Raw genomic sequence first — 23,280 nt, forward strand, 5'->3', positions numbered from 1 at the left:
AACGAAAGCGACAGGCTGGCACATCAGCAAAAAAGACAACAGTATGAAAAAAAAGATAAATCTGTTGTTTTTATTGATGAAAGTGGTTTTTCACATGACACTCCACGAACTCACGGCTATTCCCCAAAAGGTCACCGTTGTTTTGGCCTGAAAAACTGGGGTGCTAAGGGAAGAACAAATGTTATTGGCGCTTTATTGGGAACAACCCTTTTTGCTATCGGATTATTTGATTGCAATATTAATCGTGATGTTTTTTATGTTTGGATCACAAAAATATTGCTCCCAGAACTTCCTGAAAATTCTGTTATTTTTATGGACAACGCTAGCTTTCACAAAGGTAAGAATATTGAACAGGCAATTATAAACGCAGGACACCAGATAGAATATTTGCCTGTGTATTCACCAGATTTAAATCCTATAGAACATAAATGGTCTCAAGCTAAACGTAAAAAGATGGAAACAGGATGCACTATCGATGACCTGTTTTTAATACATATGCTGTAATCAAAATTAAGTCGCCTAGCTATATCTAAATCTCGCTTACGACGGTCAGGTGGATATACTCCTATCTCAACCCCCAAACGTTGAGGTAATCGTTTACAGAGCTTTTGACGCATTATTTCAGCGACTACCGACTGACGATATAATTTGCCTTTTGTGGTGATGAAGTGTTTGTGTTTGGCGTGATACCAGTAGTGATTGACAGAAGGTGGGAAAGGAACGGTGATGTTATAAGTTTTCATTCATAGCTTAATCTCTCTCATCTCCACCCCTTTAGCGGTATAACCGGTTAACTGTTTACCTGCTATTCGTTGACGCTTTTTCGTCAAAAAGTGGATGTGGTCTTCATAAACATAACGGTATTCACCATCGACAAGGATATGTTTAAAGGCTTTCGTTGGTTGCTTTGCATACTGCACAAATTCATAATAATCATTATTTTTCAATCTATTAGTTGTGCGCACCTCTGAATGATAATCATAAGATTTTTTATCCTGACCTGTTAGTCCAATATCGCTATCTGCCTCATGAACGGAAATCCCCGAATTAAGCCACACTAACCCATTGCCATCGTGTCTTAGTCCCAAATCCGTTAATGTGCAAATACCGTTGTTAATGGCTAACCAGTTGCCCGAAGTAACCGCTTTTCGGAGGTTAAAGATATTGTGGTTCTCACTTTGGGTACGAGGGTATCCCTCACGACTATTTGCTATGCGTTGAATTTTCATGATTTTGCCTATTTGATTTTTATTTGGTGGGTTTTAAGGGATTGATTATCGTTTAACTTTTCTACAACAAAACTGCTCTAGTCTTATTTTTATTTCATCCTTTCTAGGTCTGTTAAATTGATTTTCGTCACGTATCGATAACATTTTCAGGCAATCCTGTTCTGATAGTGCTTTGTCGCTAAAGCGATACCAATGCACAGGCTCGCCACCACACTTAATAATGGTTGCTTCAATTTGGCATTTCATTGGGGGTGTCCTGATACGAATAATCTAACAGTAAACTAAGCGGCTTTTTTGCGTGAACGGTAGCTTTCCCAAGTGAACGTGAGTGTACAACCCCCTCCGTCATTCATCCTGTCCATAACTCGCTCGCCAACAAAGGTTGCTAATTCTTCCTTGAGCAAATTACTAATTAATATCGTTGGTTTTAAATTTTCATAACGACAGTTAATAATTTCAAATAAAATCATTTTTTCCACATCACTACCGAATTGGACACCCACCTCGTCGATAATAAGCAGGTCTGGTGAAGCGTACATTTCAATTACATCTGACTCACGTTCTTCTGAATCCTTCGTCCATGTTGCCTTAAAGTTTCGGGCAATTTTAATAGCTGATGTCAGCCTGACCGAAGCCATGAAGTTTTCAATAATCGATTTCCCTATTCCAATTGCCAAATGGTTTTTTCCTGTCCCTGGCTTACCACACATAACCAATCCTCCGCCTTGTTTCAACCTTTCAGGCCATTTTGCAGCATAGGACTTACAAACAGCTAAACACTGTCTGGCGTAACTATTGATGGGTTCATAGTTATCCAGTGAAGCCATATCAAACCGTTTCGGAACATTGAAAAATTTTAGTAAATTAAGCTTTTCTTGATGAACTCGCTTGAGCTCAACCGCTTGATACTCCTGCTCTAGCGCTATTATTTTTTCTCTCAGGCATTCAGGACATTCACCTTGTGTTTCCATCCCTCTCAGACTCAACAATTTTCGCTTGTAAGTTTGATATTCTCCGTGTTTTTCACAAGTGACAGTTATCTCCTGCACGACAGTATTTTCTATCACTTTCGGTTTTTGAAGTGTATCTTCCAACCGAATTTTCAATGATTCGATTTTTGTTCGATAACCCATGTTACACCTCCGCCCATGATGGAATTTCGGTTTGACCATAATCAAAATGCGAAAAATTAGTCACCATACCTGAAACCTTTCGAACAGGATTTCTTACAGCCTGTTTATTCTGGTAATTCAGTTTCTGACTCGTGGTGATAAACCATTTCTTCGGTTTGTCGTGTTGATATTCAATATCCAGCCTCAGTAATTCACTGGGCAGATCGAGATTGGGGTAAAGTTTTTGCCAATCAGCGAAGTCTTTGTGATTCAGGCGTATCACCTTTCCCTCAAACGCATATTTTTCTGACATCGAATGAACATCAGCAGATATTTCTTCCCCTTCATCCTCACAAGCCATTTTTTCGGCTTGGGTGTTATAGGGAATCAGGTTAAGGGAATCAGGAATCAGGTTAAGGGAATCAGCAGGATTAAAACTGTGCTTGTATGGTGCTTGCACTGTACTTGTACGGTACTCTTCTTTTTTATCTTTTTTTTCAGTAGTTTGAAATAATCCATCATGTTCCTGAACAACAGTCGGCGACAAATTGTTTGGCTGTTCATCCTGTTTAGAAGTCAATGTCGATTGATTATAACCAACATGAGAAGTGTTTAAATTTTGTTCGTTCGTTTGTTGGGTTTTAGGTTTTAAGTGCTTGTCAGATTCTTGCACTGTATTAGTATGGTGCTTTTCTGATGCCGCTTTATTATCAATAAATTGAGTAATCTGTTCAGGGATTTCACTGGGTGACTCTTTACAATGAGGATTTTGATGTTTTTTCCAATTATTAATTTGGATGTAGTCATTCCCATCAACTGAATACCGAGTGATAAAATTTTTACTGTGTAACTGGGACAATAACTTTTCACAATCCGCTTCATCATAAGGTAATACCATTGCTTTTATTTTACGGGGCTTATCTTCAAGACGACCTTCTCTATCCGCAATCGTCCATAATCCCGCGAACAAAAGTCTTGCTAATGGTTCGCACTCAGCTAAATCATCATTGCTGAAAAAACCAGGTTTGATATTTCTTGCTCTTGCCATATAGCTAGGCGACTTAATTTTGATTACAGCATATGTATTAAAAACAGGTCATCGATAGTGCATCCTGTTTCCATCTTTTTACGTTTAGCTTGAGACCATTTATGTTCTATAGGATTTAAATCTGGTGAATACACAGGCAAATATTCTATCTGGTGTCCTGCGTTTATAATTGCCTGTTCAATATTCTTACCTTTGTGAAAGCTAGCGTTGTCCATAAAAATAACAGAATTTTCAGGAAGTTCTGGGAGCAATATTTTTGTGATCCAAACATAAAAAACATCACGGTTAATATTGCAATCAAATAATCCGATAGCAAAAAGGGTTGTTCCCAATAAAGCGCCAATAACATTTGTTCTTCCCTTAGCACCCCAGTTTTTCAGGCCAAAACAACGGTGACCTTTTGGGGAATAGCCGTGAGTTCGTGGAGTGTCATGTGAAAAACCACTTTCATCAATAAAAACAACAGATTTATCTTTTTTTTCATACTGTTGTCTTTTTTGCTGATGTGCCAGCCTGTCGCTTTCGTTGGTTTTTGGATGGAATAGAGTTTTTTTTATAGGTTAATCCCAGCTTTTTAAGGGATTGCCAAATAGTCTTTTTACAAACACCGAATCGCTCTGCCCGTTCCTTTTGGTAAGCATTTGGATACTGTTCCACATCTTTTGCTAAAGCATTTTTATCGAGCTTCCTCTTACGTGGCGTTGAATTTTTTGGCTCTGGTCGTTTAAGCCAACGTACTAAAGACGCTTTTCCAATACGGAATTGTTTCGCAGTTTCTCGAATTGTTAAACCTTCGGCTTTCCTTACAGATATTACTTTACGTCGAAAATCAATTGTATAACTCATAACACACCTTGTAATCAAAATTAAGTCGCCTAGCTATATAACGGTGGATTAACGCCAAACGAATCAGAGCGACTGTTCCGTGAACAGTCAGGTAGGGTGGCCAATTTTAGTTGACCACTACACAGGTGGCTTTTCGTAAGAAAATCTATAGGGCTTTAGATGAATTACAAGCTGATTTAGACAAATGGTTAGCGGAATATAAACCAACGCATTCATCAGGGAAAAATGTGTTGCGGTCGAACTCCTATGGCAACTTGATACGAGAGAAAACAACTTTGGAGAGAAAAAGATTTAAATCAAATTTAACCTGACAGGTACTGTATAAATAACCGGTAACTGTCAGATCAAGTTTGAGCTACTATAAGCTGAAACAATTAGATAAAGAGCGGCAATTTATCCGTTCAGTATACGGTTTAGGTTATCGTTGGGAATTAGTTTAATTAAATTTTGCTAATCCGCTCGCCGGTTGATTTGGATTTCATCACATAAGGCGTTAGAATTAGCTACTTAAAACTTATCCGATTAAGAAATAAGTACTGACTTGTTATCAGATTGAGAAATTATATGTTTACGCCAGAATTACTTTCTCCCGCAGGTTCCCTGAAGAACATGCGTTATGCTTTTGCCTATAGTGCGGACGCTGTTTATGCCGGACAACCGCGCTACAGCCTACGTGTTCGTAACAACGAATTCAATCATGAAAATTTAGCTAAAGGCATTAAAGAAGCCCATAAAATGGGAAAACGTTTTTATGTAGTGGTTAATATTGCACCACATAATGCTAAATTAAAAACCTTTATTCGTGATCTTACTCCGGTCATCGAAATGCAACCTGATGCTTTAATTATGTCCGATCCTGGCCTAATTATGCTAGTGAGAGAAACATTTCCAGCAATGGAGATCCATCTTTCTGTCCAGGCAAACGCTGTTAACTGGGCAACAGTAAAATTTTGGCAACAAATGGGATTAAGCCGAATTATTTTGTCTCGTGAGCTCTCTATTGAAGAAATTGCCGAAATTCGTCAACAGGTACCTGATATTGAATTAGAAATTTTTGTTCACGGTGCACTTTGTATGGCCTATTCTGGGCGTTGCTTACTATCCGGTTATATTAATAAGCGCGATCCCAATCAAGGCACCTGTACCAACGCTTGCCGTTGGGAATATAAAGTACAAGAAGGAAAAGAAGACGCAATCGGTAATATTGTTCATCATCAACCGATTAAGATAAAAAATATTCAGCCGACATTAGGTAGTGGACAGTCTACCGACAAAGTTTTTTTAATTGAAGAAAGCAAACGTCCCGGTGAATATATGACCGCTTTTGAAGATGAGCATGGCACCTATATTATGAATTCGAAAGATCTACGGGCAATCGAACATGTTGAACGCTTAACTCAAATTGGCGTTCATTCTTTAAAAATTGAAGGTCGCACCAAATCCTTCTACTATTGTGCTCGAACTGCCCAGGTTTATCGTCGGGCGATTGACGATGCCGTTGCGGGTAAACCTTTCGATCCCTCATTGCTAACTACACTAGAAGGCTTAGCTCACCGAGGTTATACCGAAGGTTTTTTACGTCGACATAACCATGATGCGTACCAAACCTATGAATATGGTTATTCTGTTTCGGATCGCCAACAATTTGTTGGTGAATTCACCGGCCAACGCAAAGATGGGCTGGCAGAAGTGGACGTGAAAAATAAATTCAGTCTGGGTGATAACTTAGAGTTAATGACACCAGCAGGTAATATTCAATTTACCTTAACTGACTTATTTGATAAAAAAAACCTACCTATTCAAGTTGCACCAGGCAATGGCTATAAAGTTTATCTCCCGATCCCTGAGGATGTTGATCTGCAGTTTGCGCTATTAATTCGCAATTTGGCTGGCACAACGACCAGAAACTCCCATAACAAACAACAGATTCAAACGATAAAGTAAGTTCAAAAACTAAAGTAAACAGTAATATGTTTGCTTTAGTTATGAGCAATTTTAGTAACCTTAAGTAGGGATAATAACAATACATAATTTAAGGAAAAATTCCATTTTTATGTATTAGATCACAGCAATATAATATTCATTATCATAAGATAGTTAGCGAAAAATGTAGAACTAAAAATTAATAGTAAGACTAGGAACCCACCTTCTTTGCTAACTCAATCTCCCTTAAGTTAGCTTTTTTTTTGTGGCCAATAAAATTCCACTCTTTTTATCAGCAACTATTGTTAATAAATAACAATAAATAGTTAATAAAATAGTATCCATCATTTTAATAACCTACGCTAAAACTAACATTAAACTGAAGCGATCTAGCTTGTTTTTCACACTATAATGGATAACAATCAATCACAACGTCAATAAACGGGAGTAAATTATGACCGATATCGAGACATTGCTAGGCGCGGAAGCTGACAATCTATTACAGCATCGCTGCCAAACCATCGCCCAAGAAAAATTATACCTACCCGGCACTGATTTTATTGATCGCGTTATGATAGATAATAACCGTCCAAACCCAGTTTTACGCTCGATGCAAACCCTATTTGATCACGGCAGACTCGCAGGTAGTGGCTACCTTTCAATTCTCCCTGTAGATCAAGGTGTAGAACATTCGGCGGCTGCCTCATTCGCGGCTAATCCACTTTATTTCGATCCTAAAAATATTGTCGAACTGGCTATTGAAGCCGGCTGTAACTGTGTCGCCTCCACCTACGGCGTTTTAGCCGCAGTTTCACGTCGTTATGCACACAAAATACCCTTTTTAGTAAAACTGAATCACAATGAAACACTTAGCTATCCAACTCAATATGATCAAACGCTTTATGCCAGTGTTGAGCAAGCTTTTGAAATGGGAGCGGTTGCGGTTGGAGCTACCATTTATTATGGTTCATTGGAGTCCCGACGTCAGATTGAAGAAATTTCCGCTGCCTTTGAACGTGCTCACGAACTGGGTATGGTGACAGTACTATGGGCATATTTACGCAATTCAGCTTTTCAGAAAGGAAAAAATGATTATCATACTAGTGCCGATCTTACTGGCCAAGCAAACCATTTGGCGGCAACGATTGGTGCTGACATTATTAAACAAAAAATGGCTGAAAATAATGGTGGCTACAAGGCTGTTGGTTTTGGCTATACCGATGAGCGGGTATATAGCCATTTAACAACCGATCATCCGATTGATTTAGTTAGATATCAATTAGCAAATTGCTATATGGGTCGTGCTGGATTAATTAATTCAGGCGGTGCTGCTGGTTCAAACGACCTAAAAGAATCAGTTCGTACCGCAGTGATCAATAAACGTGCTGGTGGTATGGGATTAATTCTCGGTAGAAAAGCGTTTAAAAAATCGATGAAAGAAGGTATAGCTCTTATTAATGCCGTGCAAGATGTTTATTTAAATAAAAAAATAACCATTGCTTAATTTTTATTGTTTACCCAAATATAATAACGTGATTAATAATATAACGTTGGCGGTGATAAACATTTATTTTTATCACCGTTTATAATTTTTATCTTATTAAATAATATAAAATCATCTACACCATATATTGAAATTCTCACTATCAGTTAATTTCGATATACAACAAAAAAAGCTAAATAGAGTAGATTCTTATAAAATTAATAACAATAATGTTAGAATTAGATAAATAATAATATAGCCCAGTTAATTAACAGTTTATCAATTAGATCTGGATAGCCAATAACAAATATTATTTAGTTAACACATAAAACTAACATTTTATTATCATAATATTACTTAAAGATGATAATTTATTTTGTAAATTAGGTTATTCTATAAGGAGGTAAAAACAATGTTAAAATATCCATATGGCTTTGATAGCTTTACCAATTTTTTAGCTAAATGTGGTTTAGGTGAAATAGAATTAATCTCAAAAGGATATTGCTTTTGTTATCTACTACCGCAGGGAGTAAGCATCTATTTATATAAGAACGGTACCATACTAATACAAGGTAATCTTGCAATCAAACATGCTATTGAAATGACAATCAAAGAATTGCTACAAAAAACAAGTTAATACATTTAGTTAATGAAGGAAATTTGAAATTACACATAGATCATGGCTTATTATTAATAGTGGTATTCAATATAGTGATATTAGTAATAATATTCATGAGCAGAATTATTCTTATTTTCTTTAATGCAACGATAAAGTAAATCAACTAGTTAAAATAATAAAATTTATTTTCATATTTCAATTTTTTATTAATTATATAAACGTACAATTTCTTATATCAATTAAATTGATACAGCCTAATAGTAATGCTACTTAGATCCAGCTGATAAATAAAATAGATCCTTTCATCTACACGAGTTTCGCACCAATAAAAAACGCTCTATTTTTAAGTTTAATTCAGCATAATATATAAATAGACAAAATCTTATAAATTAAAAGCAACTTATTGTAATTTAAACAAATTTATACGTTTAGTAACTTGCAAATTAACCTTGCTTTTAAGCCATTTCTGGAATTTTATATTCCTGTGCGAAACTCGTGATCTAGTCAAATAAGTTTTAGCAATATTTCACTCTTTTTATGCAATAAAAAATATAGCACGAGTTTCGCACCAATAAAAAACGCTCTATTTTTAAGTTTAATTCAGCATAATATATAAATAGACAAAATCTTATAAATCAAAAGCAACTTATTGTAATTTAAACAAATTTATACGTTTTAGTAATTTGCAAATTAACTATTGCTTTTAAGCCATTTCTGGAATTTTATATGCCTGTGCGAAACTCGTGTATAGCATAGCTAATAATAAATTATTGCCCACCTAATTCCATTTTAGTTCTGTGATGATACAACAGAACCAAATGGGTTGCAGTTAACTAGTAATAACGTTTTGTTATAATAGCCTGTTAATATTTTGATCATTTTTATATACAAATGGTACGGGCCTATATTTCCATGAAAGAAATTCTTTTGAATTACTCAATAAACTGTATGGATTTTGTTTATCAAGATGGTCGCCTATGGCGACGACTTGTCATTGCTTGTTAGTACTGGTATAACCCGATACCTATTGTCTCAATCTTTTGGTCCCTTTTATGTCACCGCGTTTTAGTCATGTTTTTCAATTTGGTCAACGCTGACTCAATTGGCTTAATCGCCAACCCCCCGATAGTGTCCGCACTGTTGTGATGGAAACCATGGTAAAGATTATGGCTTGCGGCACTTCGCTTATGGGGTGGTCAATTTGGCGCTGTCCTGACCCTCAATGTAATTCTGAGAAACGGGTTAAATTTACCTGCAAAAGTCGAAGCTGCCCACATTGTGGCGTCAAAGCTTGTCTACAAAGGATTAACAATACGCTAGCTTGGTTACCCTAAGCACATCACTTTTACCATGCCTTGTGAATATTGGCCTATTATTCGCGCCAACCGTTGGCTTCTCGGTGAAATGAATCGATTAGCCGCTGATGTGATATTAACCATCTGCCGTGACCTCAATATCACCCCGGGCGTTTTCACTGCCATCCATACCTGGGGACGAGACCAAAAATGGCATCCGCATATTCATTTTTCAACCACCGCCGGCGGGGTGACTAAAAAGAATACCTGACGGGATATCAGCTTTTATCGCGAAAACATTATGACAATGTGGCGATAACGGCATTATTGAGAAAACATTATTACACGCTCACCATTCCCGATGAGCTTAAAGCTGAAGGAAGAAGTAAAGCATCATGGAATCAATTACTTAACACTCACGACAAGCGTGGGTGGAATATTAATTTTTCTGATATTTTTTCCAATATTACCCATGTCACCCTTTATCTCGGATTTTATCTAAAGAAACCCCCTGTCTCGCTCAGTCGCTTAAAACATTATTCCGGCGAAGATAACATCACGTTATGCTATAAGAGCCACCGCACAAAAAAACAGGAAGACTTGGTCATGACATCCGATGAATTTATTACCCTGTTTGCGTCTCATGTGCCAGAAAAATGGTTTCACATGATCCGCTATTACGGCTTTTAAAGTCCATCAGCACGGATGCGAAAAATGTTAACGGAGGTTGTTTATCCTTTAGCCCAGCAAGATAAAAAACCCGCTAAAAAAGTCACCTGGCGAAACATGTATCAACACGTCTTTAAAGTCGATCCACTTGCTTGTCTCTTATGTGGGAAAAAATTACTTTTCGCAGGAATGAATTTTGGATTGAATCGTAAAGAACTTATGGCACGTCACCATGATCTGGCTTGTTTGCGGTGGCGATAAAAATTCACGACAGGGTAGATCTATCCTTTTGTCCAAAATTGATTGATAATTAATCGTTTTTTAACCATCTATTCCGTTCCTTATCTCAACCTTCAACATAATTTTGACAAAATTTAGAAGAAAATAAAGAGGATTTCATCATGACGCAGGTTAATGACTAACCATTTCGGGTATTAATTTCTTATACATCAAGCATAATTGATAATGCTTATCCCGAACTCAGGTTATTTTTAAGTTTAATTCAGCATAATATATAAATAGACAAAATCTTATAAATTAAAAGCAACTTATTGTAATTTAAACAAATTTATACGTTTTAGTAACTTGCAAATTAACCATTGCTTTTAAGCCATTTCTGGAATTTTATATGCCTGTGCGAAACTCGTGTCCTCTTTTTTAGCAAGAGCGAGCATTTCGGAAAAGTGCGTGTTTTTTGTTTTTCCATCAGAATCTTTATCTTAAATACGATAATCAATAGGAATTGAGTCAACAGTTGTTAGATTATGCCAAAGTAAATTAACTAAACCTATGCCAGCAATAACATCATGTTCATTACCTGAATATTGATAATGGACCATCTCTATTTTTTTACTACGTGTTTTGGCAATCAATCTATCATCGGCAATTAGTACGCAAGGGCTTTTTTTGTCTATAGAAGGTTGAACTAATCGCCATAAGTCTTTAGGTCGAAAACATCTACTTTTTAGCCATCGGCTAACACTGTCATGAGATAAAGGCGATGGGCTTACTTCTGATAACGCCAAACCAGAGTATCTTATAGCTAGGCGACTTAATTTTGATTACAAGGTGTGTTATGAGTTATACAATTGATTTTCGACGTAAAGTAATATCTGTAAGGAAAGCCGAAGGTTTAACAATTCGAGAAACTGCGAAACAATTCCGTATTGGAAAAGCGTCTTTAGTACGTTGGCTTAAACGACCAGAGCCAAAAAATTTAACGCCACGTAAGAGGAAGCTCGATAAAAATGCTTTAGCAAAAGATGTGGAACAGTATCCAGATGCTTACCAAAAGGAACGGGCAGAGCGATTCGGTGTTTGTAAAAAGACTATTTGGCAATCCCTTAAAAAGCTGGGATTAACCTATAAAAAAAACTCTATTCCATCCAAAAACCAACGAAAGCGACAGGCTGGCACATCAGCAAAAAAGACAACAGTATGAAAAAAAAAGATAAATCTGTTGTTTTTATTGATGAAAGTGGTTTTTCACATGACACTCCACGAACTCACGGCTATTCCCCAAAAGGTCACCGTTGTTTTGGTCTGAAAAACTAGGGTGCTAAGGGAAGAACAAATGTTATTGGCGCTTTATTGGGAACAACCCTTTTTGCTATCGGATTATTTGATTGCAATATTAACCGTGATGTTTTTTATGTTTGGATCACAAAAATATTGCTCCCAGAACTTCCTGAAAATTCTGTTATTTTTATGGACAACGCTAGCTTTCACAAAGGTAAGAATATTGAACAGGCAATTATAAACGCAGGACACCAGATAGAATATTTGCCTGTGTACTCACCAGATTTAAATCCTATAGAACATAAATGGTCTCAAGCTAAACGTAAAAAGATGGAAACAGGATGCACTATCGATGACCTGTTTTTAATACATATGCTGTAATCAAAATTAAGTCGCCTAGCTATACACTGCTTACTTGTAAGAATGTTTTATAGATATTTTTAATGCATGGATAACCGGACAAAATATGAACACCCTAATTTTTTCTTGTTTTTAAATTTATACTTCTTTTTTGGAGATTGCGAAACTCGTGAACTTATTAGATACACGAGTTTCGCACAGGCATATAAAATTCCAGAAATGGCTTAAAAGCAATGGTTAATTTGCAAGTTACTAAAACGTATAAATTTGTTTAAATTACAATAAGTTGTTTTTAATTTATAAGATTTTGTCTATTTATATATTATGCTGAATTAAACTTAAAAATAGAGCGTTTTTTTATTGGTGCGAAACTCGTGAGATATTTTTATTTCCACTAATTAGCCATAAATAAAAAATAGGCACCCAAATTGGATGCCTATTTTATCAACTAACAGCTAACCTAAAATGTTAACCAACTCTTCACTGACTTCAGTAACCTTACGGGTACCATCCAATTTAAAGTACCTAGTATGACCAGCAGCAGCTTCTTGACGATAATAAGCAATTAAAGGCTTAGTTAACTGATGATATTCCACTAATCGCTTGCGAACCGTTTCTTCTTGATCATCTTTGCGAATGCTTAATTCTTCACCGGTAACATCATCTCTGTTTGCTATTTTCGGTGGGTTAAATTTAATATGATAAACACGCCCCGAAGGCATATGGACTCGACGACTAACAATGCGTTCAACAATAATGTCATCTGGTACATCAAATTCCAACACATAATCTACCGCAATACCCGCATTTTTCATTGCGTCTGCTTGTGGGATAGTGCGAGGAAATCCATCTAGTAAGAAGCCGTTTCGGCAATCATCCTGTGCTATACGCTGTTTAACTAAAGCAATAACTAATTCATCAGTAACAAGTTTACCGTTATCCATTAATTCTTTCGCTTGTAGACCCAACTCTGAACGCGCCTTTACGGCAGCACGTAGCATATCACCGGTAGAAATTTGTGGAATACCATACTTTTCCATGATGAATTGTGCCTGAGTCCCCTTACCTGCGCCTGGCGCGCCGAGCAAAATAATACGCATTGCGTAAACCCCTTGCTATTTCATTTTTATAATTTGAAAGAAAAGTTACCTTATCATTAGGCATACCTATAACTCAAGAAAACAGATAACCATTGAATAATCAAATTATTTTCGTTAAAAAAACAAACCACGTCTTAAAATAACTAAAACGTGGTTTTATGTAGTAGCTCAGACTTAATCTGACAGTTACCGGTTATTTATACAGTACCTGTCAGGTTAAATTTGATTTAAATCTTTCTCTCTCCAAAGTTGTTTTCCATCGTGTAAAGTTGCCATAGGAGTTCGACCGCAACACATTTTTCCTTGATGAGTGCGTTGGTTATTATATTCCGCTAACCATTTATCTAAATCAGCTTGTAATTCATTTAAAGCCCTATAGATTTTCTTACGAAAAGCCACCTGATAGAACTCTTGTAATACAGTTTTATGAAAGCGTTCACAAATCCCATTAGTTTGAGGTGAACGAGCTTTAGTTTTTGTATGATCAATATCATTGATAGCGAGATAAAGTTGATAATCGTGATGTTCAACTTTACCACAATACTCACTGCCTCTGTCCGTCAGTATACGTAACACCGGTAACCCATGCTGGGAATAAAAAGGGAGAACCTTGTCATTTAATAAATCTGCCGCCGTTATCGCGCTTTTTGTTGTGTAAAGCTTACAATGAACGACTTTACTGTAAGTATCAATGTAAGTTTGTTGATAAACACGACCAACGCCTTTTAAATGACCGACATAAAAAGTATCTTGTGAACCCAGATAACCTGGATGCGCTGTTTCAATCTCACCACAGGCTTCATCATCTTGCGCTTTCTTTTCTAGAGCACTGATTTGTGATTCTGACAGGATAATTCCTTCTGTTGCGATTTTATCTTCAAGCGCTTTTAGGCGTTTTGTAAAATTTTCGAGATTATGGCGCAGCCAAATAGAGCGAACGCCACTCCCCGAAACAAAAATGCCTTTTTTTCTTAGTTCATTACTACTGCGGTGTTGACCGTGTGCAGGATATTCAATCGCATACTCGACTACAGCGCTTTCAATCTGTTCATCTACTCTATTTTTTACGTTAGGCACCCGTCGATTTTGATTAATTAAAGCGTCTATCCCACCATCGTTAACAAGTTCCTGGTAGCGATAAAACGTATCTCGGGATACCCCCATAATCTTACAGGCTTTTGAGACGTTATTAAGCTCTTCAGCGAGGTTAAGTAACCCGACTTTATGTTTGATGATAGGATTATTTGTTTGATACATAGAATTACCTTTTATTTAATTATCTAATGATGTTAATTAAAACCGGTAACGCTCTTTTTTAAATCAGAATTGTCGGATTAAGTTAAGACTAATACAATTTATTAAATAAATTTTAGCCCAAAAGTAACTTATTCATACGGCGAATAAATAGATTGGGATCTTCTAGGCTACCTTGTTCAACAAACAACGCCTGATCTAATAATATCTCTATCCACTCAGAAAATAAGCCATCATCAGTTAGCTCTGTCGCTTTTTTAACTAATGGATGTTCAGGATTAAGTTCAAAATTATATTTTATTTCCGGCGCTGATTGACCCACCGCAGCAAAAAGTTTTGCCATCTGAGTACTCATATCATTCGCATCGGTCGTCACGATTGCCGGCGTGTCTGTTAAACGGTGTGTTAACTTCACTTCCTTCACCCGCTCGCCTAATAATTTTTTTACCCGCTCAACGAAAGGCTCCAGTTTTTTATCGGTCTCTTCTTGCTCTTTCTTATCTTCATCAGCCAATTTTTCTAATGACTCATCTGTCTTACTAACAGATTGAAAGGATTTGCCTTCAAACTCTGGCAAATAGTTCATCATCCACTCATCAATCCGCTCAGACAATAATAAAACCTCAATCCCTTTTTTACGGAATAGTTCTAAATGCGGGCTATTTTTCGCAGCGGCATAACTATCTGCAGTAATGTAATAGATCTTTTCCTGCCCTTCAATCATACGACTAACATAATCTTCTAAAGAAACATTCTGTAAATTACTCTCATTATGCGTTGATGCAAAGCGTAATAATTTAGTAATCGCTTCTTTATTAGTTGTATCTTCCGCTGGCCCCTCTTTCAACACTAGTCCAAATTCTTGCCAGAATTGTTGATACTGTTCAGGTTCACTTTTAGCTAATTTTTCCAACATTTGCAATGCGCGTTTGGTTAATGCACTGCGCAAACTACGAGTGATATCACTATCTTGTAAAATTTCGCGCGAAACATTTAATGGTAAGTCATTGGAGTCAACTAACCCACGTACAAAACGTAAGTAATTTGGCATAAATTGCTCTGCTTCATCCATAATAAAAACACGATGAACATAAAGCTTTAAACCATGTTTATTATCACGATTCCATAAATCAAAAGGCGCTTTAGTCGGTATATAAAGTAGGCTGGTATATTCTTGTTTACCCTCTACCCGATTATGACTCCATATTAAAGGATCTGCATAATCATGGGAAACATGCTTATAAAACTCTTTATATTCTTCAGCCGTAATATCGTTTTTGTTACGTGTCCATAGCGCCTGGGCTTTATTAATTTTTTCCCAAATAACAGTATCATTTTCTTCGTTCTTGGCTTCAATTTCCACTGGCAGGGCAATATGATCTGAATATTTGCTGATCACTGAACGTAAACGCCAGTCATCTAAGAATTCCGTTTGGTCTTCACGTAAATGCAAGGTAATTTCAGTCCCACGCTCTGCTTTTTCAATATCAGCAACGGTATATTCACCCTCACCCTGAGATTGCCAGAAAACCCCTTTATCGGCGGCCACGCCCGCTGCCCGAGTACGCACTGTCACTTTATCTGCAACAATAAAAGCTGAATAGAAACCAACACCAAACTGACCGATTAATGGGCTATCTTTCGCTTGTTCGTTGCCTAAAGACTGTAAAAAAGCCTTGGTACCAGATTTAGCAATAGTCCCTAAATTATCAATAACCTCTTCGCGCGTCATGCCAATGCCGTTATCACTAATCGTTAAGGTTTTTTTGTCTTTATCAATAGCAATTCTAACTCTTAAATCACCGTCATTTTCATAAAGATCAGATTGTGATAGTGCTTTAAAACGTAATTTATCCGCTGCATCAGATGCGTTTGAAATCAGCTCGCGTAGAAAGATTTCTTTATTGGAATAAAGAGAATGGATCATCAATTGCAATAACTGTTTTACTTCTGATTGAAATCCAAGAGTTTCTTGTCCTTTCATACTCATTAAATAGCCTCAATTTTAGAATAATTTTATTAGGTTGAATGGTTATGAAACTCAGATGGGGATATAACTTGAAAATTTCAAGTTCACCGTCGTGAAAAGCGTGCTTGATAGCCGATATGATTAACTTTTTCACAAAAAAATAAGCAGAGTCTTTAACCTCTGCATATGTTTATTTTATATTACGCTTATACTATCAATAATTAATTTTCTGACGGCCAATAATTGAATGTGATAACGTGGTTCCGTCAACCATTTCAAGCTCACCGCCAACAGGAATACCATGAGCAATACGACTGGCCATCACCCCATATTGAGCACATATGCCAGCAATATAATTAGAGGTTGCTTCCCCTTCAATTGTTGGATTGGTCGCCAGGATCACTTCTGATAGCGTCTCAGTCGCGAGTTTATCGGCTAAGCTTTCAAGACCGATATCCTTAGGTCCAATACCATCTAATGGCGACAAATGCCCCATTAAAACAAAATAACGCCCGGCAAACTGTCCTGTTTGTTCAATTGCATAAATATCAGCAGGGCTTTCAACTACACAAATTTGGCCAGTTTGTTGACGCCTCGGATTAGTACAAATAGAACAGTGATCTTTTTCAGTAAATGTTCGACAACCCTGACAATGGCCAATTTCCGACATTGCACATGTCAATGCCTGAGCCAATTGCATGCCACCACTACGATCACGTTGCAGAAGATGGAAAGCCATACGTTGCGCCGATTTTGGTCCTACACCAGGTAAAGAGCGTAGCGCTTCCATTAAAGATTCAAGAAGGGGGCTCGTTTGCATCAAAATGGCATCTTAAAGCCTGGAGGTAATTGCATGCCATTGGATACATTGGCCATTTTTTCTTTTTGGGCTTCTTCTATACGACGCGCAGCATCATTAAATGCAGCAGCAATAAGATCTTCTAACATATCTTTGTCATCTGCCATTAAACTAGGATCAATTTCAATCCGACGACAATTATGCGCGCCATTAATGGTTATTTTAACAAGACCTGCACCCGATTCGCCGGTAATCTCCATGTTAGCAATCTCTTCTTGTACTTTCTGCATCTTTTCTTGCATTTGCTGAGCCTGTTTCATCAGGTTACCCAGCCCACCTTTACCAAACATAATATTCTCTCTTTCTGATCTGTTACAAAAATAGATTTTAACATTGCAACATTATACTTAAAGGTATGCATTCGGCTATACCGGCCGAATACTTTCTTCATCTAACTGCGCGTCAAACAGCGTGCGCAAAGTCTGAATCGTTTTATCCACTATAATAGATTGACGAGCCTGTGCTAGCTTCTCTTCATAAATTACCTGCCGCCATTCCAAAGGTGTCTTGACGGCTGAATTATCATCTTCAATGATAACCAGTTTTATCGGCTTACCATATAACTCACTCAAGGCTTTTGTTAATGTTTTATGCGCCGGTTTAGTATTCAAATGCCGTTGCGTTGAGCGTAAATGTAAACAAATTTCCGTTTCACTTAACGCTTCTTTATAAGCATTTAACGCAACTTGTTCTATCAATTTTGGCATTTTTAACTGACAAATTTCTGCCGACCAGTGGTCACGTTCTCGAGCTTCAAGCGCAATTTTATTGGCAAGTTCCGGCGTCCTTTCATATTCCAATGCTTGTTTAATATTGCCAGGCGTGGTTACTCGCTCTACTTTTTGTTCAGAAACATTTTGCGGGCGCCATTGATAAGATTTACCCTTTTGATTTTTTTCATTTTTATTAGCTGGTTTGGGCTGATTTAAAACAGAGAGCTGATGCTGTGCCGAAACGGTAGCTAACCTTTCTAGCGCCGACATCGCTAGTGGCGTTTTTGTCTTTGGTGATGCTGTTTCAGACTTTTTTAACGGCGTTTTTTCTTGTGCTTTATTTAGCGATGCTTTTGCTTGCAATAATTGCAATGTAGGCATACTAATTAATTTTTCATCCGATGAGCTTGTTGCTTTATTGGTGATTTTTTTTTTATCTTTTAAGTTAGCAGAAATATCGACATGATTATCAATATCATTGGCTATAGTAGTTGTTTCAGAGAGACTTGGTGATGACACCAATGGAATTTCAATATCATTAACACACTTAGGATGAAATGCTAATGCACGTAACAATGTCATCTCAACTCCCATTCGCCTTTCTGGCGCATAGGGAAGCTCTTTACGTCCGACTAACAAGGTTTGATAATAGAGCTGTAAATCCGTTGGCGTAATCAAGCGCGCAAGTAAACGTAGACGCTCGTCTATAGGTGATGCAGTATTTTGCATCTTCACAGGTAAAAGCTGGACCATCGCAATACGATGAATTAATGATAACATTTCAATCAATACGCTTTCCCAGTCACCGCCTCGCAAAGCAATATCTTCTACTAAAGCCATGATTTTTGGACCATCAGCATGCACAATCGCTTCAATGATCGCTAGCGGCTGTTCATCATCTAATATGCCTAGCATTTGGCTAACTGAATCTGCCGATACTTGCCCTTGCCCCATAGCAATAGCTTGATCGGTTAAACTTAATGCATCACGTAAACTACCTTCGGCAGCTCTAGCGATTAATTGGCGGGCATGTTTATCACTAGATATTTGCTCAGCCGCTAAAATGCGTTCAAGTTGACTGCTTATTTGGTCAATATCAAGTGATCTTAAATGAAATTGAAGGCAACGTGATAAAACCGTTATCGGTAATTTCTGTGGATCTGTCGTTGCTAATAGAAATTTTACATGTTCTGGTGGTTCTTCCAGCGTCTTGAGTAAAGCATTAAAGCTATGACGAGATAGCATATGAACTTCGTCGATTAAGTACACTTTAAATCGACCGCGTGCCGGTGCATACTGGACATTATCTAGTAGCTCGCGGGTATCCTCAACTTTAGTGCGCGAAGCGGCATCAATTTCAATCAAATCAACAAATCGCCCATCCGCTATCTCTAGGCAGTTAGCACATTTACCACAAGGGTTTTGGCTTATCCCTACCTCACAGTTAAGCCCTTTCGCAAACAGCCGCGCAATGGTCGTTTTTCCAACTCCACGTGTACCAGAAAATAAGTAGGCATGATGGAGCCGCTGCTGTTGCAAACCATTTGCCAGCGCGGTCAAAACATGTTGTTGCCCAACAACATCGGTAAATGTTTGTGGGCGCCATTTACGGGCAAGTACCTGGTAGCTCATGATTCTTATTAGACGTTAAATATATAGAGATTCGCCAACATATCGCTGTTCGCTAGTCAGCACATTTTACTAGAAAATTTTGCGCATTAACTCCCTGGGAATTCAGCCAAATTAAAACAATTGACCCCTTGCTTTTTTAAACGTTCGATACCACCGTCAGGCAAACAGATAATAAATGCCGCTTCATTAACTTTACCACCAAGCTGCCGGATCAAGCGTACTGTCGCTTCAATCGTTCCACCTGTAGCAAGTAAATCATCAACAACTAAAACATTGTCTTTGGCTGAAATACTATCTTTATGGATCTCTAGTTCATCGGTACCATATTCTAGCTCATAATTTTGTCGTAATGTGGCGCGCGGTAATTTTCCTTCTTTACGTACTGGTACAAATCCTACACCTAAACGCAAAGCAAGCGGCACCCAAATAAAAATCCTCTCGCTTCAGTGCCAATAATTTTAGTAATACCTTTATTTTTATAATGCTAAACGAGTAGATCAATTGTGGCCTGATAAGCGTCCGGATTATCCAATAAGGTTGTAATATCACGAAACAATACGCCTGGTATCGGATAATCAGGAATTGTTTCAATACTATCTTTTATAAATTATATTTTTTTCATTAACCATCATAATTATCATCATAGATAAAATAATCAAACGTTACAATCTATGAAAACTACTATAAAAATGCAATAACTAGCTTACCAATATGCGCGTTTTTACTGTAAGAAGTCAAATCTCAATCACATATTTTATTATTATGGCTTAATATATGAAAACACAAAAGTTGCTAAACGCTCTTGAAGAGCAAATTGAAGCATTGGCAGAAAAAATAAAACCAATTGCACACTCTTCTTTTATAACATTGCGTTTTGATCAAAAATTATTTCATCGAAAAAGCCATCAATTAAGCGAATGTTTATTTGAAATTAAGCAACATTTTAATCAATTAAAACATGCGGTTATTACGTCACGTTCAGAACAGGTTACTTTTTTGACAGAAAAAATTATTGCTCAAATTGGTGCTATAACGCGAGAATCTGCAACCCAAACTTTAAGAGAACAAGAAAGCCAACATAGCCAAAAAGAAAAAACCATAGATCTTTACGAACGTTTAGTTCAACACCAAGATTATGAACGTCGCCTAATCGCAATGATAAATGATCGAGAGCAACAATTATATAAACAGCAGTCATACGTTGCTTGCCAGAAGCTGCAACAAGAAATAGCTGCATTAACTGGAAGATTAGTGAGATGCCGTCAGGCTCTTTCAAGCATAGAAAGGGCAATTGAACGCTATGAAAATCAAAGTATCGAATAAAAAATAATATAGGTGATATTTAATGAATTTAGAGAATGCTCCAATAGAAATCCAAGTTGCCATTGATTTAATTTATATTCTAGAAATTAATCAAATAGAACCCACTACAGCACTCAAAGCGCTTGATATTGTAAAAAAAGATTATGAGAATAAGTGTATTAGTCTTAACTTAATCTGACAATTCTGATTTAAAAAAGAGCGTTACCGGTTTTAATTAACACCAATTAGATAATTAAATAAAAGGTAATTCTATGTATCAAACAAATAATCCTATCATCGAACATAAAGTCGGGTTACTTAACCTTGCTGAAAAGCTTCATATAGCTAGGCGACTTAATTTTGATTACAGCATATGTATTAAAAACAGGTCATCGATAGTGCATCCTGTTTCCATCTTTTTACGTTTAGCTTGAGACCATTTATGTTCTATAGGATTTAAATCTGGTGAATACACAGGCAAATATTCTATCTGGTGTCCTGCGTTTATAATTGCCTGTTCAATATTCTTACCTTTGTGAAAGCTAGCGTTGTCCATAAAAATAACAGAATTTTCAGGAAGTTCTGGGAGCAATATTTTTGTGATCCAAACATAAAAAACATCACGATTAATATTGCAATCAAATAATCCGATAGCAAAAAGGGTTGTTCCCAATAAAGCGCCAATAACATTTGTTCTTCCCTTAGCACCCCAGTTTTTCAGGCCAAAACAACGGTGACCTTTTGGGGAATAGCCGTGAGTTCGTGGAGTGTCATGTGAAAAACCACTTTCATCAATAAAAACAACAGATTTATCTTTTTTTTCATACTGTTGTCTTTTTTGCTGATGTGCCAGCCTGTCGCTTTCGTTGGTTTTTGGATGGAATAGAGTTTTTTTTATAGGTTAATCCCAGCTTTTTAAGGGATTGCCAAATAGTCTTTTTACAAACACCGAATCGCTCTGCCCGTTCCTTTTGGTAAGCATCTGGATACTGTTCCACATCTTTTGCTAAAGCATTTTTATCGAGCTTCCTCTTACGTGGCGTTGAATTTTTTGGCTCTGGTCGTTTAAGCCAACGTACTAAAGACGCTTTTCCAATACGGAATTGTTTCGCAGTTTCTCGAATTGTTAAACCTTCGGCTTTCCTTACAGATATTACTTTACGTCGAAAATCAATTGTATAACTCATAACACACCTTGTAATCAAAATTAAGTCGCCTAGCTATATTTATCGGCTTCACTGAAACAGCAACTGAAAACAATGGGAATTAACCTTATAACGAATATCAAGCACGAGTTTCGCACCAATAAAAAAACGCTCTATTTTTAAGTTTAATTCAGCATAATATATAAATAGACAAAATCTTATAAATTAAAAGCAACTTATTGTAATTTAAACAAATTTATACGTTTTAGTAACTTGCAAATTAACCATTGCTTTTAAGTCATTTCTGGAATTTTATATGCCTGTGCGAAACTCGTGTCAAGAAGAAAATGAAGCCTGTCGAACAGACTTGTTTTGACAAAGTCATCTTGCGTCATCGTTCTGTCATTGAAACGGTATTTGATGAGTTTCTTTGTCAGATAGAGCATACGCGGCACCGCTCTCCTGCTAACTTTGTAGTGAATTTATTAGCAGGGCGGGTTGCATATTGTTTAATTCCATCTAAACCAAAGATACCTGTGGCAGGAACATATCTTCAAGCATAATTGATCCGAACTCAGGTTATGATACCATTAAATACCGCACTTCGTGCTCATAATCTTGAACTGGATATCGAGATAGCCAATGCAAAAGTGGGTCCATGGTTAGAACGAGTCACACATCAGCGGATTCATGGAACAACCTTAGAAAAGCCAGCAAACAGATTAGCTAAGGAAGTTAAGTATCTTCTTCCCTTACCAGCAAGGGTTTGCCAATCTATCTCGCAGACTAATACGCTTAATGTCCGTATCGTACCGCCCCTTGAATCTGTCAATTTGCAACACTCAATCAGCGTATATGAAGCATTGCTGGGAGGTGAACATATTATTGCATGAACAAATTGAACACCTGTGTGAGTCATTGAAATTAAATTCTGTTCCGACTCATTGGTCATCACTTGCCGAACAGTGCATCGCCCAAGACAAAAGCTACGGAGAGTTTTTACTGTCCCTATTAAAAGGTGAACAACAACAACGAGATGAACGAACTCGCAATCTCTTTAGTCGGATGGCGGGATTCCCAACGCTTTAAAGCTTCTAAATATTCATCAGAATAAGTATTTTTGTGTTGCCATGGCGGCCATTGTAATTTACCTTTTAAAACAAAATATTGAATGTAATGCTCACACACTTAATATTTTTAGATA

At 37.1% G+C, this 23,280-nt stretch carries 25 protein-coding genes and 6 pseudogenes; 14 read left to right on the forward strand and 17 right to left on the reverse strand.

The annotated features are described in order from the left end of the window. Nucleotides 1-15 precede the first annotated feature (15 nt). Entirely contained in the window at nt 16-504 is a 489-nt protein-coding gene (locus AYJ55_RS26450) for an IS630 family transposase (RefSeq protein ID WP_063653499.1), read from the forward strand. On the opposite strand, the gene AYJ55_RS26455 is transcribed toward AYJ55_RS26450, so the two are convergent. The 7 genes from AYJ55_RS26455 to AYJ55_RS15545 are packed head-to-tail and all read right to left on the reverse strand — an operon-like array spanning nt 435 to nt 4,235. Beyond that, entirely contained in the window at nt 435-743 is a 309-nt protein-coding gene (locus AYJ55_RS26455) for a RusA family crossover junction endodeoxyribonuclease (protein WP_074168092.1), read from the reverse strand. The two genes, AYJ55_RS26450 and AYJ55_RS26455, sit on opposite strands and share 70 nt — an antisense overlap. Continuing rightward, a complete protein-coding gene (locus tag AYJ55_RS15525; protein ID WP_063657179.1) occupies nt 744-1,229 on the reverse strand; it encodes a hypothetical protein in 486 nt (161 codons plus the stop codon). A 45-nt stretch (nt 1,230-1,274) separates the two neighbouring features. After that, a complete protein-coding gene (locus AYJ55_RS36175) occupies nt 1,275-1,475 on the reverse strand; it encodes a DUF1187 family protein (RefSeq protein WP_162505622.1) in 201 nt (66 codons plus the stop codon). 35 nt (nt 1,476-1,510) lie between these two features. Continuing rightward, nucleotides 1,511-2,362, reverse strand: coding sequence for an ATP-binding protein (locus tag AYJ55_RS15530; RefSeq protein WP_063657180.1), 852 nt, complete (start codon nt 2,360-2,362; stop codon nt 1,511-1,513). A gap of 1 nt (nt 2,363) precedes the next feature. Then, the gene (locus tag AYJ55_RS15535; RefSeq protein ID WP_063657181.1) at nt 2,364-3,389 is read right to left on the reverse strand and encodes a hypothetical protein; all 1,026 of its coding nucleotides are present in this window, start codon (nt 3,387-3,389) and stop codon (nt 2,364-2,366) included. A gap of 23 nt (nt 3,390-3,412) precedes the next feature. After that, nucleotides 3,413-3,946 (reverse strand): IS630 family transposase, encoded by a 534-nt coding sequence (locus AYJ55_RS15540; RefSeq protein WP_162505291.1) that lies wholly within the window; start codon nt 3,944-3,946, stop codon nt 3,413-3,415. After that, nucleotides 3,870-4,235, reverse strand: coding sequence for an IS630 transposase-related protein (locus tag AYJ55_RS15545; RefSeq protein WP_063654718.1), 366 nt, complete (start codon nt 4,233-4,235; stop codon nt 3,870-3,872). The genes AYJ55_RS15540 and AYJ55_RS15545 overlap by 77 nt, the downstream gene beginning before the upstream one ends. Nucleotides 4,236-4,357: 122 nt before the next feature. Here AYJ55_RS15545 and AYJ55_RS15550 point away from each other — a divergent pair. The 5 genes and pseudogenes from AYJ55_RS15550 to AYJ55_RS15575 form a co-directional block, all read left to right on the forward strand. Beyond that, nucleotides 4,358-4,493 (forward strand): annotated as a pseudogene (locus AYJ55_RS15550) (IS481 family transposase); the annotation flags it as partial. Nucleotides 4,494-4,799: 306 nt separating this feature from the next. Then, entirely contained in the window at nt 4,800-6,179 is a 1,380-nt protein-coding gene (gene trhP / locus AYJ55_RS15555) for a prephenate-dependent tRNA uridine(34) hydroxylase TrhP (protein ID WP_063657183.1), read from the forward strand. Between the two features lie 433 nt (nt 6,180-6,612). Then, nucleotides 6,613-7,662, forward strand: coding sequence for a class I fructose-bisphosphate aldolase (gene fbaB, locus AYJ55_RS15560; RefSeq protein ID WP_063657184.1), 1,050 nt, complete (start codon nt 6,613-6,615; stop codon nt 7,660-7,662). A 391-nt stretch (nt 7,663-8,053) separates the two neighbouring features. Continuing rightward, nucleotides 8,054-8,278 carry a hypothetical protein gene (locus AYJ55_RS15565; protein ID WP_063657185.1) on the forward strand — a complete coding sequence of 75 codons (225 nt, stop codon included), beginning with the start codon at nt 8,054-8,056 and terminating at the stop codon, nt 8,276-8,278. A gap of 1,034 nt (nt 8,279-9,312) precedes the next feature. Further along, nucleotides 9,313-10,485: pseudogene (locus tag AYJ55_RS15575) on the forward strand (IS91 family transposase). A 392-nt stretch (nt 10,486-10,877) separates the two neighbouring features. Here AYJ55_RS15575 and AYJ55_RS15580 read toward each other — a convergent pair. Beyond that, nucleotides 10,878-11,264: pseudogene (locus AYJ55_RS15580) on the reverse strand (IS701 family transposase); the annotation flags it as partial. Nucleotides 11,265-11,299: 35 nt separating this feature from the next. Here AYJ55_RS15580 and AYJ55_RS15585 point away from each other — a divergent pair. Together AYJ55_RS15585 and AYJ55_RS15590 are read left to right on the forward strand one after the other, a co-directional pair. Continuing rightward, complete coding sequence (locus AYJ55_RS15585) at nt 11,300-11,665, forward strand: IS630 transposase-related protein (RefSeq protein ID WP_063657187.1); 366 nt, start codon at nt 11,300-11,302, stop codon at nt 11,663-11,665. A gap of 131 nt (nt 11,666-11,796) precedes the next feature. Then, nucleotides 11,797-12,123, forward strand: a pseudogene (locus AYJ55_RS15590) (transposase); the annotation flags it as partial. Between the two features lie 434 nt (nt 12,124-12,557). Here AYJ55_RS15590 and adk read toward each other — a convergent pair. From adk to apt, 7 genes and pseudogenes are all read right to left on the reverse strand, one after another. Continuing rightward, nucleotides 12,558-13,202: an adenylate kinase gene (gene adk, locus AYJ55_RS15595; protein ID WP_063657188.1), complete on the reverse strand. Its 645-nt coding sequence runs from the start codon at nt 13,200-13,202 to the stop codon at nt 12,558-12,560. Nucleotides 13,203-13,418: 216 nt separating this feature from the next. After that, a complete protein-coding gene (locus AYJ55_RS15600) occupies nt 13,419-14,459 on the reverse strand; it encodes an IS481 family transposase (protein ID WP_063654070.1) in 1,041 nt (346 codons plus the stop codon). A 112-nt stretch (nt 14,460-14,571) separates the two neighbouring features. Then, the gene (gene htpG / locus AYJ55_RS15605) at nt 14,572-16,446 is read right to left on the reverse strand and encodes a molecular chaperone HtpG (RefSeq protein ID WP_063657189.1); all 1,875 of its coding nucleotides are present in this window, start codon (nt 16,444-16,446) and stop codon (nt 14,572-14,574) included. 193 nt (nt 16,447-16,639) lie between these two features. Next, the gene (recR, locus tag AYJ55_RS15610; RefSeq protein ID WP_063657190.1) at nt 16,640-17,245 is read right to left on the reverse strand and encodes a recombination mediator RecR; all 606 of its coding nucleotides are present in this window, start codon (nt 17,243-17,245) and stop codon (nt 16,640-16,642) included. Next, nucleotides 17,245-17,574 carry a YbaB/EbfC family nucleoid-associated protein gene (locus AYJ55_RS15615; RefSeq protein ID WP_063657191.1) on the reverse strand — a complete coding sequence of 110 codons (330 nt, stop codon included), beginning with the start codon at nt 17,572-17,574 and terminating at the stop codon, nt 17,245-17,247. The genes recR and AYJ55_RS15615 overlap by 1 nt, the downstream gene beginning before the upstream one ends. A 75-nt stretch (nt 17,575-17,649) precedes the next feature. Beyond that, the gene (gene dnaX / locus AYJ55_RS15620; RefSeq protein WP_063657192.1) at nt 17,650-19,629 is read right to left on the reverse strand and encodes a DNA polymerase III subunit gamma/tau; all 1,980 of its coding nucleotides are present in this window, start codon (nt 19,627-19,629) and stop codon (nt 17,650-17,652) included. 86 nt (nt 19,630-19,715) lie between these two features. After that, a pseudogene (gene apt / locus AYJ55_RS15625) lies at nt 19,716-20,233 on the reverse strand (adenine phosphoribosyltransferase). Nucleotides 20,234-20,403: 170 nt separating this feature from the next. Between apt and priC the strand changes: the two are divergent. From priC to AYJ55_RS30905, 3 genes are all read left to right on the forward strand, one after another. Further along, nucleotides 20,404-20,952, forward strand: coding sequence for a primosomal replication protein PriC (gene priC / locus AYJ55_RS15630; RefSeq protein WP_063657193.1), 549 nt, complete (start codon nt 20,404-20,406; stop codon nt 20,950-20,952). A 22-nt stretch (nt 20,953-20,974) separates the two neighbouring features. Further along, nucleotides 20,975-21,130, forward strand: a complete 156-nt coding sequence (gene rsmS, locus AYJ55_RS26465; protein WP_074168094.1) for a pleiotropic regulatory protein RsmS — start codon at nt 20,975-20,977, stop codon at nt 21,128-21,130. A 73-nt stretch (nt 21,131-21,203) separates the two neighbouring features. Beyond that, nucleotides 21,204-21,365, forward strand: a complete 162-nt coding sequence (locus AYJ55_RS30905) for a hypothetical protein (protein WP_187153287.1) — start codon at nt 21,204-21,206, stop codon at nt 21,363-21,365. Here the strand turns inward: AYJ55_RS30905 and AYJ55_RS15635 are convergent. After that, nucleotides 21,296-21,829, reverse strand: a complete 534-nt coding sequence (locus AYJ55_RS15635; protein ID WP_162505291.1) for an IS630 family transposase — start codon at nt 21,827-21,829, stop codon at nt 21,296-21,298. The genes AYJ55_RS30905 and AYJ55_RS15635 overlap by 70 nt on opposite strands. After that, nucleotides 21,753-22,118, reverse strand: coding sequence for an IS630 transposase-related protein (locus AYJ55_RS15640; protein WP_063653415.1), 366 nt, complete (start codon nt 22,116-22,118; stop codon nt 21,753-21,755). The genes AYJ55_RS15635 and AYJ55_RS15640 overlap by 77 nt, the downstream gene beginning before the upstream one ends. A gap of 287 nt (nt 22,119-22,405) precedes the next feature. On the opposite strand from AYJ55_RS15640, the pseudogene AYJ55_RS26470 reads away from it, so the two are divergent. The 3 genes and pseudogenes from AYJ55_RS26470 to AYJ55_RS15650 all read left to right on the forward strand — a co-directional run. After that, nucleotides 22,406-22,639: pseudogene (locus AYJ55_RS26470) on the forward strand (transposase); the annotation flags it as partial. Then, entirely contained in the window at nt 22,640-22,969 is a 330-nt protein-coding gene (locus AYJ55_RS30910) for a hypothetical protein (RefSeq protein ID WP_063657194.1), read from the forward strand. Beyond that, on the forward strand, nt 22,962-23,165 hold the full coding sequence (locus AYJ55_RS15650; protein WP_063657195.1) for a P-loop NTPase family protein: 204 nt from the start codon (nt 22,962-22,964) through the stop codon (nt 23,163-23,165). The genes AYJ55_RS30910 and AYJ55_RS15650 overlap by 8 nt, the downstream gene beginning before the upstream one ends. Nucleotides 23,166-23,280 lie beyond the last annotated feature (115 nt).

It is taken from the genome of Candidatus Arsenophonus triatominarum (assembly GCF_001640365.1).
Classification (GTDB): domain Bacteria; phylum Pseudomonadota; class Gammaproteobacteria; order Enterobacterales; family Enterobacteriaceae; genus Arsenophonus; species Arsenophonus triatominarum.

What these genes read in the sequence shown, in the direction of transcription:
- trhP (WP_063657183.1), top strand. Translation starts at nt 4,800, where the DNA reads ATGTTTACGCCAGAATTACTTTCTCCCGCAGGTTCCCTGAAGAACATG.
- AYJ55_RS36175 (WP_162505622.1), bottom strand. Translation starts at nt 1,475, where the DNA reads ATGAAATGCCAAATTGAAGCAACCATTATTAAGTGTGGTGGCGAGCCT.
- htpG (WP_063657189.1), bottom strand. Translation starts at nt 16,446, where the DNA reads ATGAGTATGAAAGGACAAGAAACTCTTGGATTTCAATCAGAAGTAAAA.
- rsmS (WP_074168094.1), top strand. Translation starts at nt 20,975, where the DNA reads ATGAATTTAGAGAATGCTCCAATAGAAATCCAAGTTGCCATTGATTTA.
- AYJ55_RS30905 (WP_187153287.1), top strand. Translation starts at nt 21,204, where the DNA reads ATGTATCAAACAAATAATCCTATCATCGAACATAAAGTCGGGTTACTT.
- AYJ55_RS15545 (WP_063654718.1), bottom strand. Translation starts at nt 4,235, where the DNA reads ATGAGTTATACAATTGATTTTCGACGTAAAGTAATATCTGTAAGGAAA.
- AYJ55_RS15565 (WP_063657185.1), top strand. Translation starts at nt 8,054, where the DNA reads ATGTTAAAATATCCATATGGCTTTGATAGCTTTACCAATTTTTTAGCT.
- recR (WP_063657190.1), bottom strand. Translation starts at nt 17,245, where the DNA reads ATGCAAACGAGCCCCCTTCTTGAATCTTTAATGGAAGCGCTACGCTCT.
- AYJ55_RS15585 (WP_063657187.1), top strand. Translation starts at nt 11,300, where the DNA reads ATGAGTTATACAATTGATTTTCGACGTAAAGTAATATCTGTAAGGAAA.
- AYJ55_RS15530 (WP_063657180.1), bottom strand. Translation starts at nt 2,362, where the DNA reads ATGGGTTATCGAACAAAAATCGAATCATTGAAAATTCGGTTGGAAGAT.
- AYJ55_RS15600 (WP_063654070.1), bottom strand. Translation starts at nt 14,459, where the DNA reads ATGTATCAAACAAATAATCCTATCATCAAACATAAAGTCGGGTTACTT.
- AYJ55_RS26455 (WP_074168092.1), bottom strand. Translation starts at nt 743, where the DNA reads ATGAAAACTTATAACATCACCGTTCCTTTCCCACCTTCTGTCAATCAC.
- adk (WP_063657188.1), bottom strand. Translation starts at nt 13,202, where the DNA reads ATGCGTATTATTTTGCTCGGCGCGCCAGGCGCAGGTAAGGGGACTCAG.
- dnaX (WP_063657192.1), bottom strand. Translation starts at nt 19,629, where the DNA reads ATGAGCTACCAGGTACTTGCCCGTAAATGGCGCCCACAAACATTTACC.
- AYJ55_RS15640 (WP_063653415.1), bottom strand. Translation starts at nt 22,118, where the DNA reads ATGAGTTATACAATTGATTTTCGACGTAAAGTAATATCTGTAAGGAAA.
- priC (WP_063657193.1), top strand. Translation starts at nt 20,404, where the DNA reads ATGAAAACACAAAAGTTGCTAAACGCTCTTGAAGAGCAAATTGAAGCA.
- AYJ55_RS15535 (WP_063657181.1), bottom strand. Translation starts at nt 3,389, where the DNA reads ATGGCAAGAGCAAGAAATATCAAACCTGGTTTTTTCAGCAATGATGAT.
- AYJ55_RS15525 (WP_063657179.1), bottom strand. Translation starts at nt 1,229, where the DNA reads ATGAAAATTCAACGCATAGCAAATAGTCGTGAGGGATACCCTCGTACC.
- AYJ55_RS15615 (WP_063657191.1), bottom strand. Translation starts at nt 17,574, where the DNA reads ATGTTTGGTAAAGGTGGGCTGGGTAACCTGATGAAACAGGCTCAGCAA.
- fbaB (WP_063657184.1), top strand. Translation starts at nt 6,613, where the DNA reads ATGACCGATATCGAGACATTGCTAGGCGCGGAAGCTGACAATCTATTA.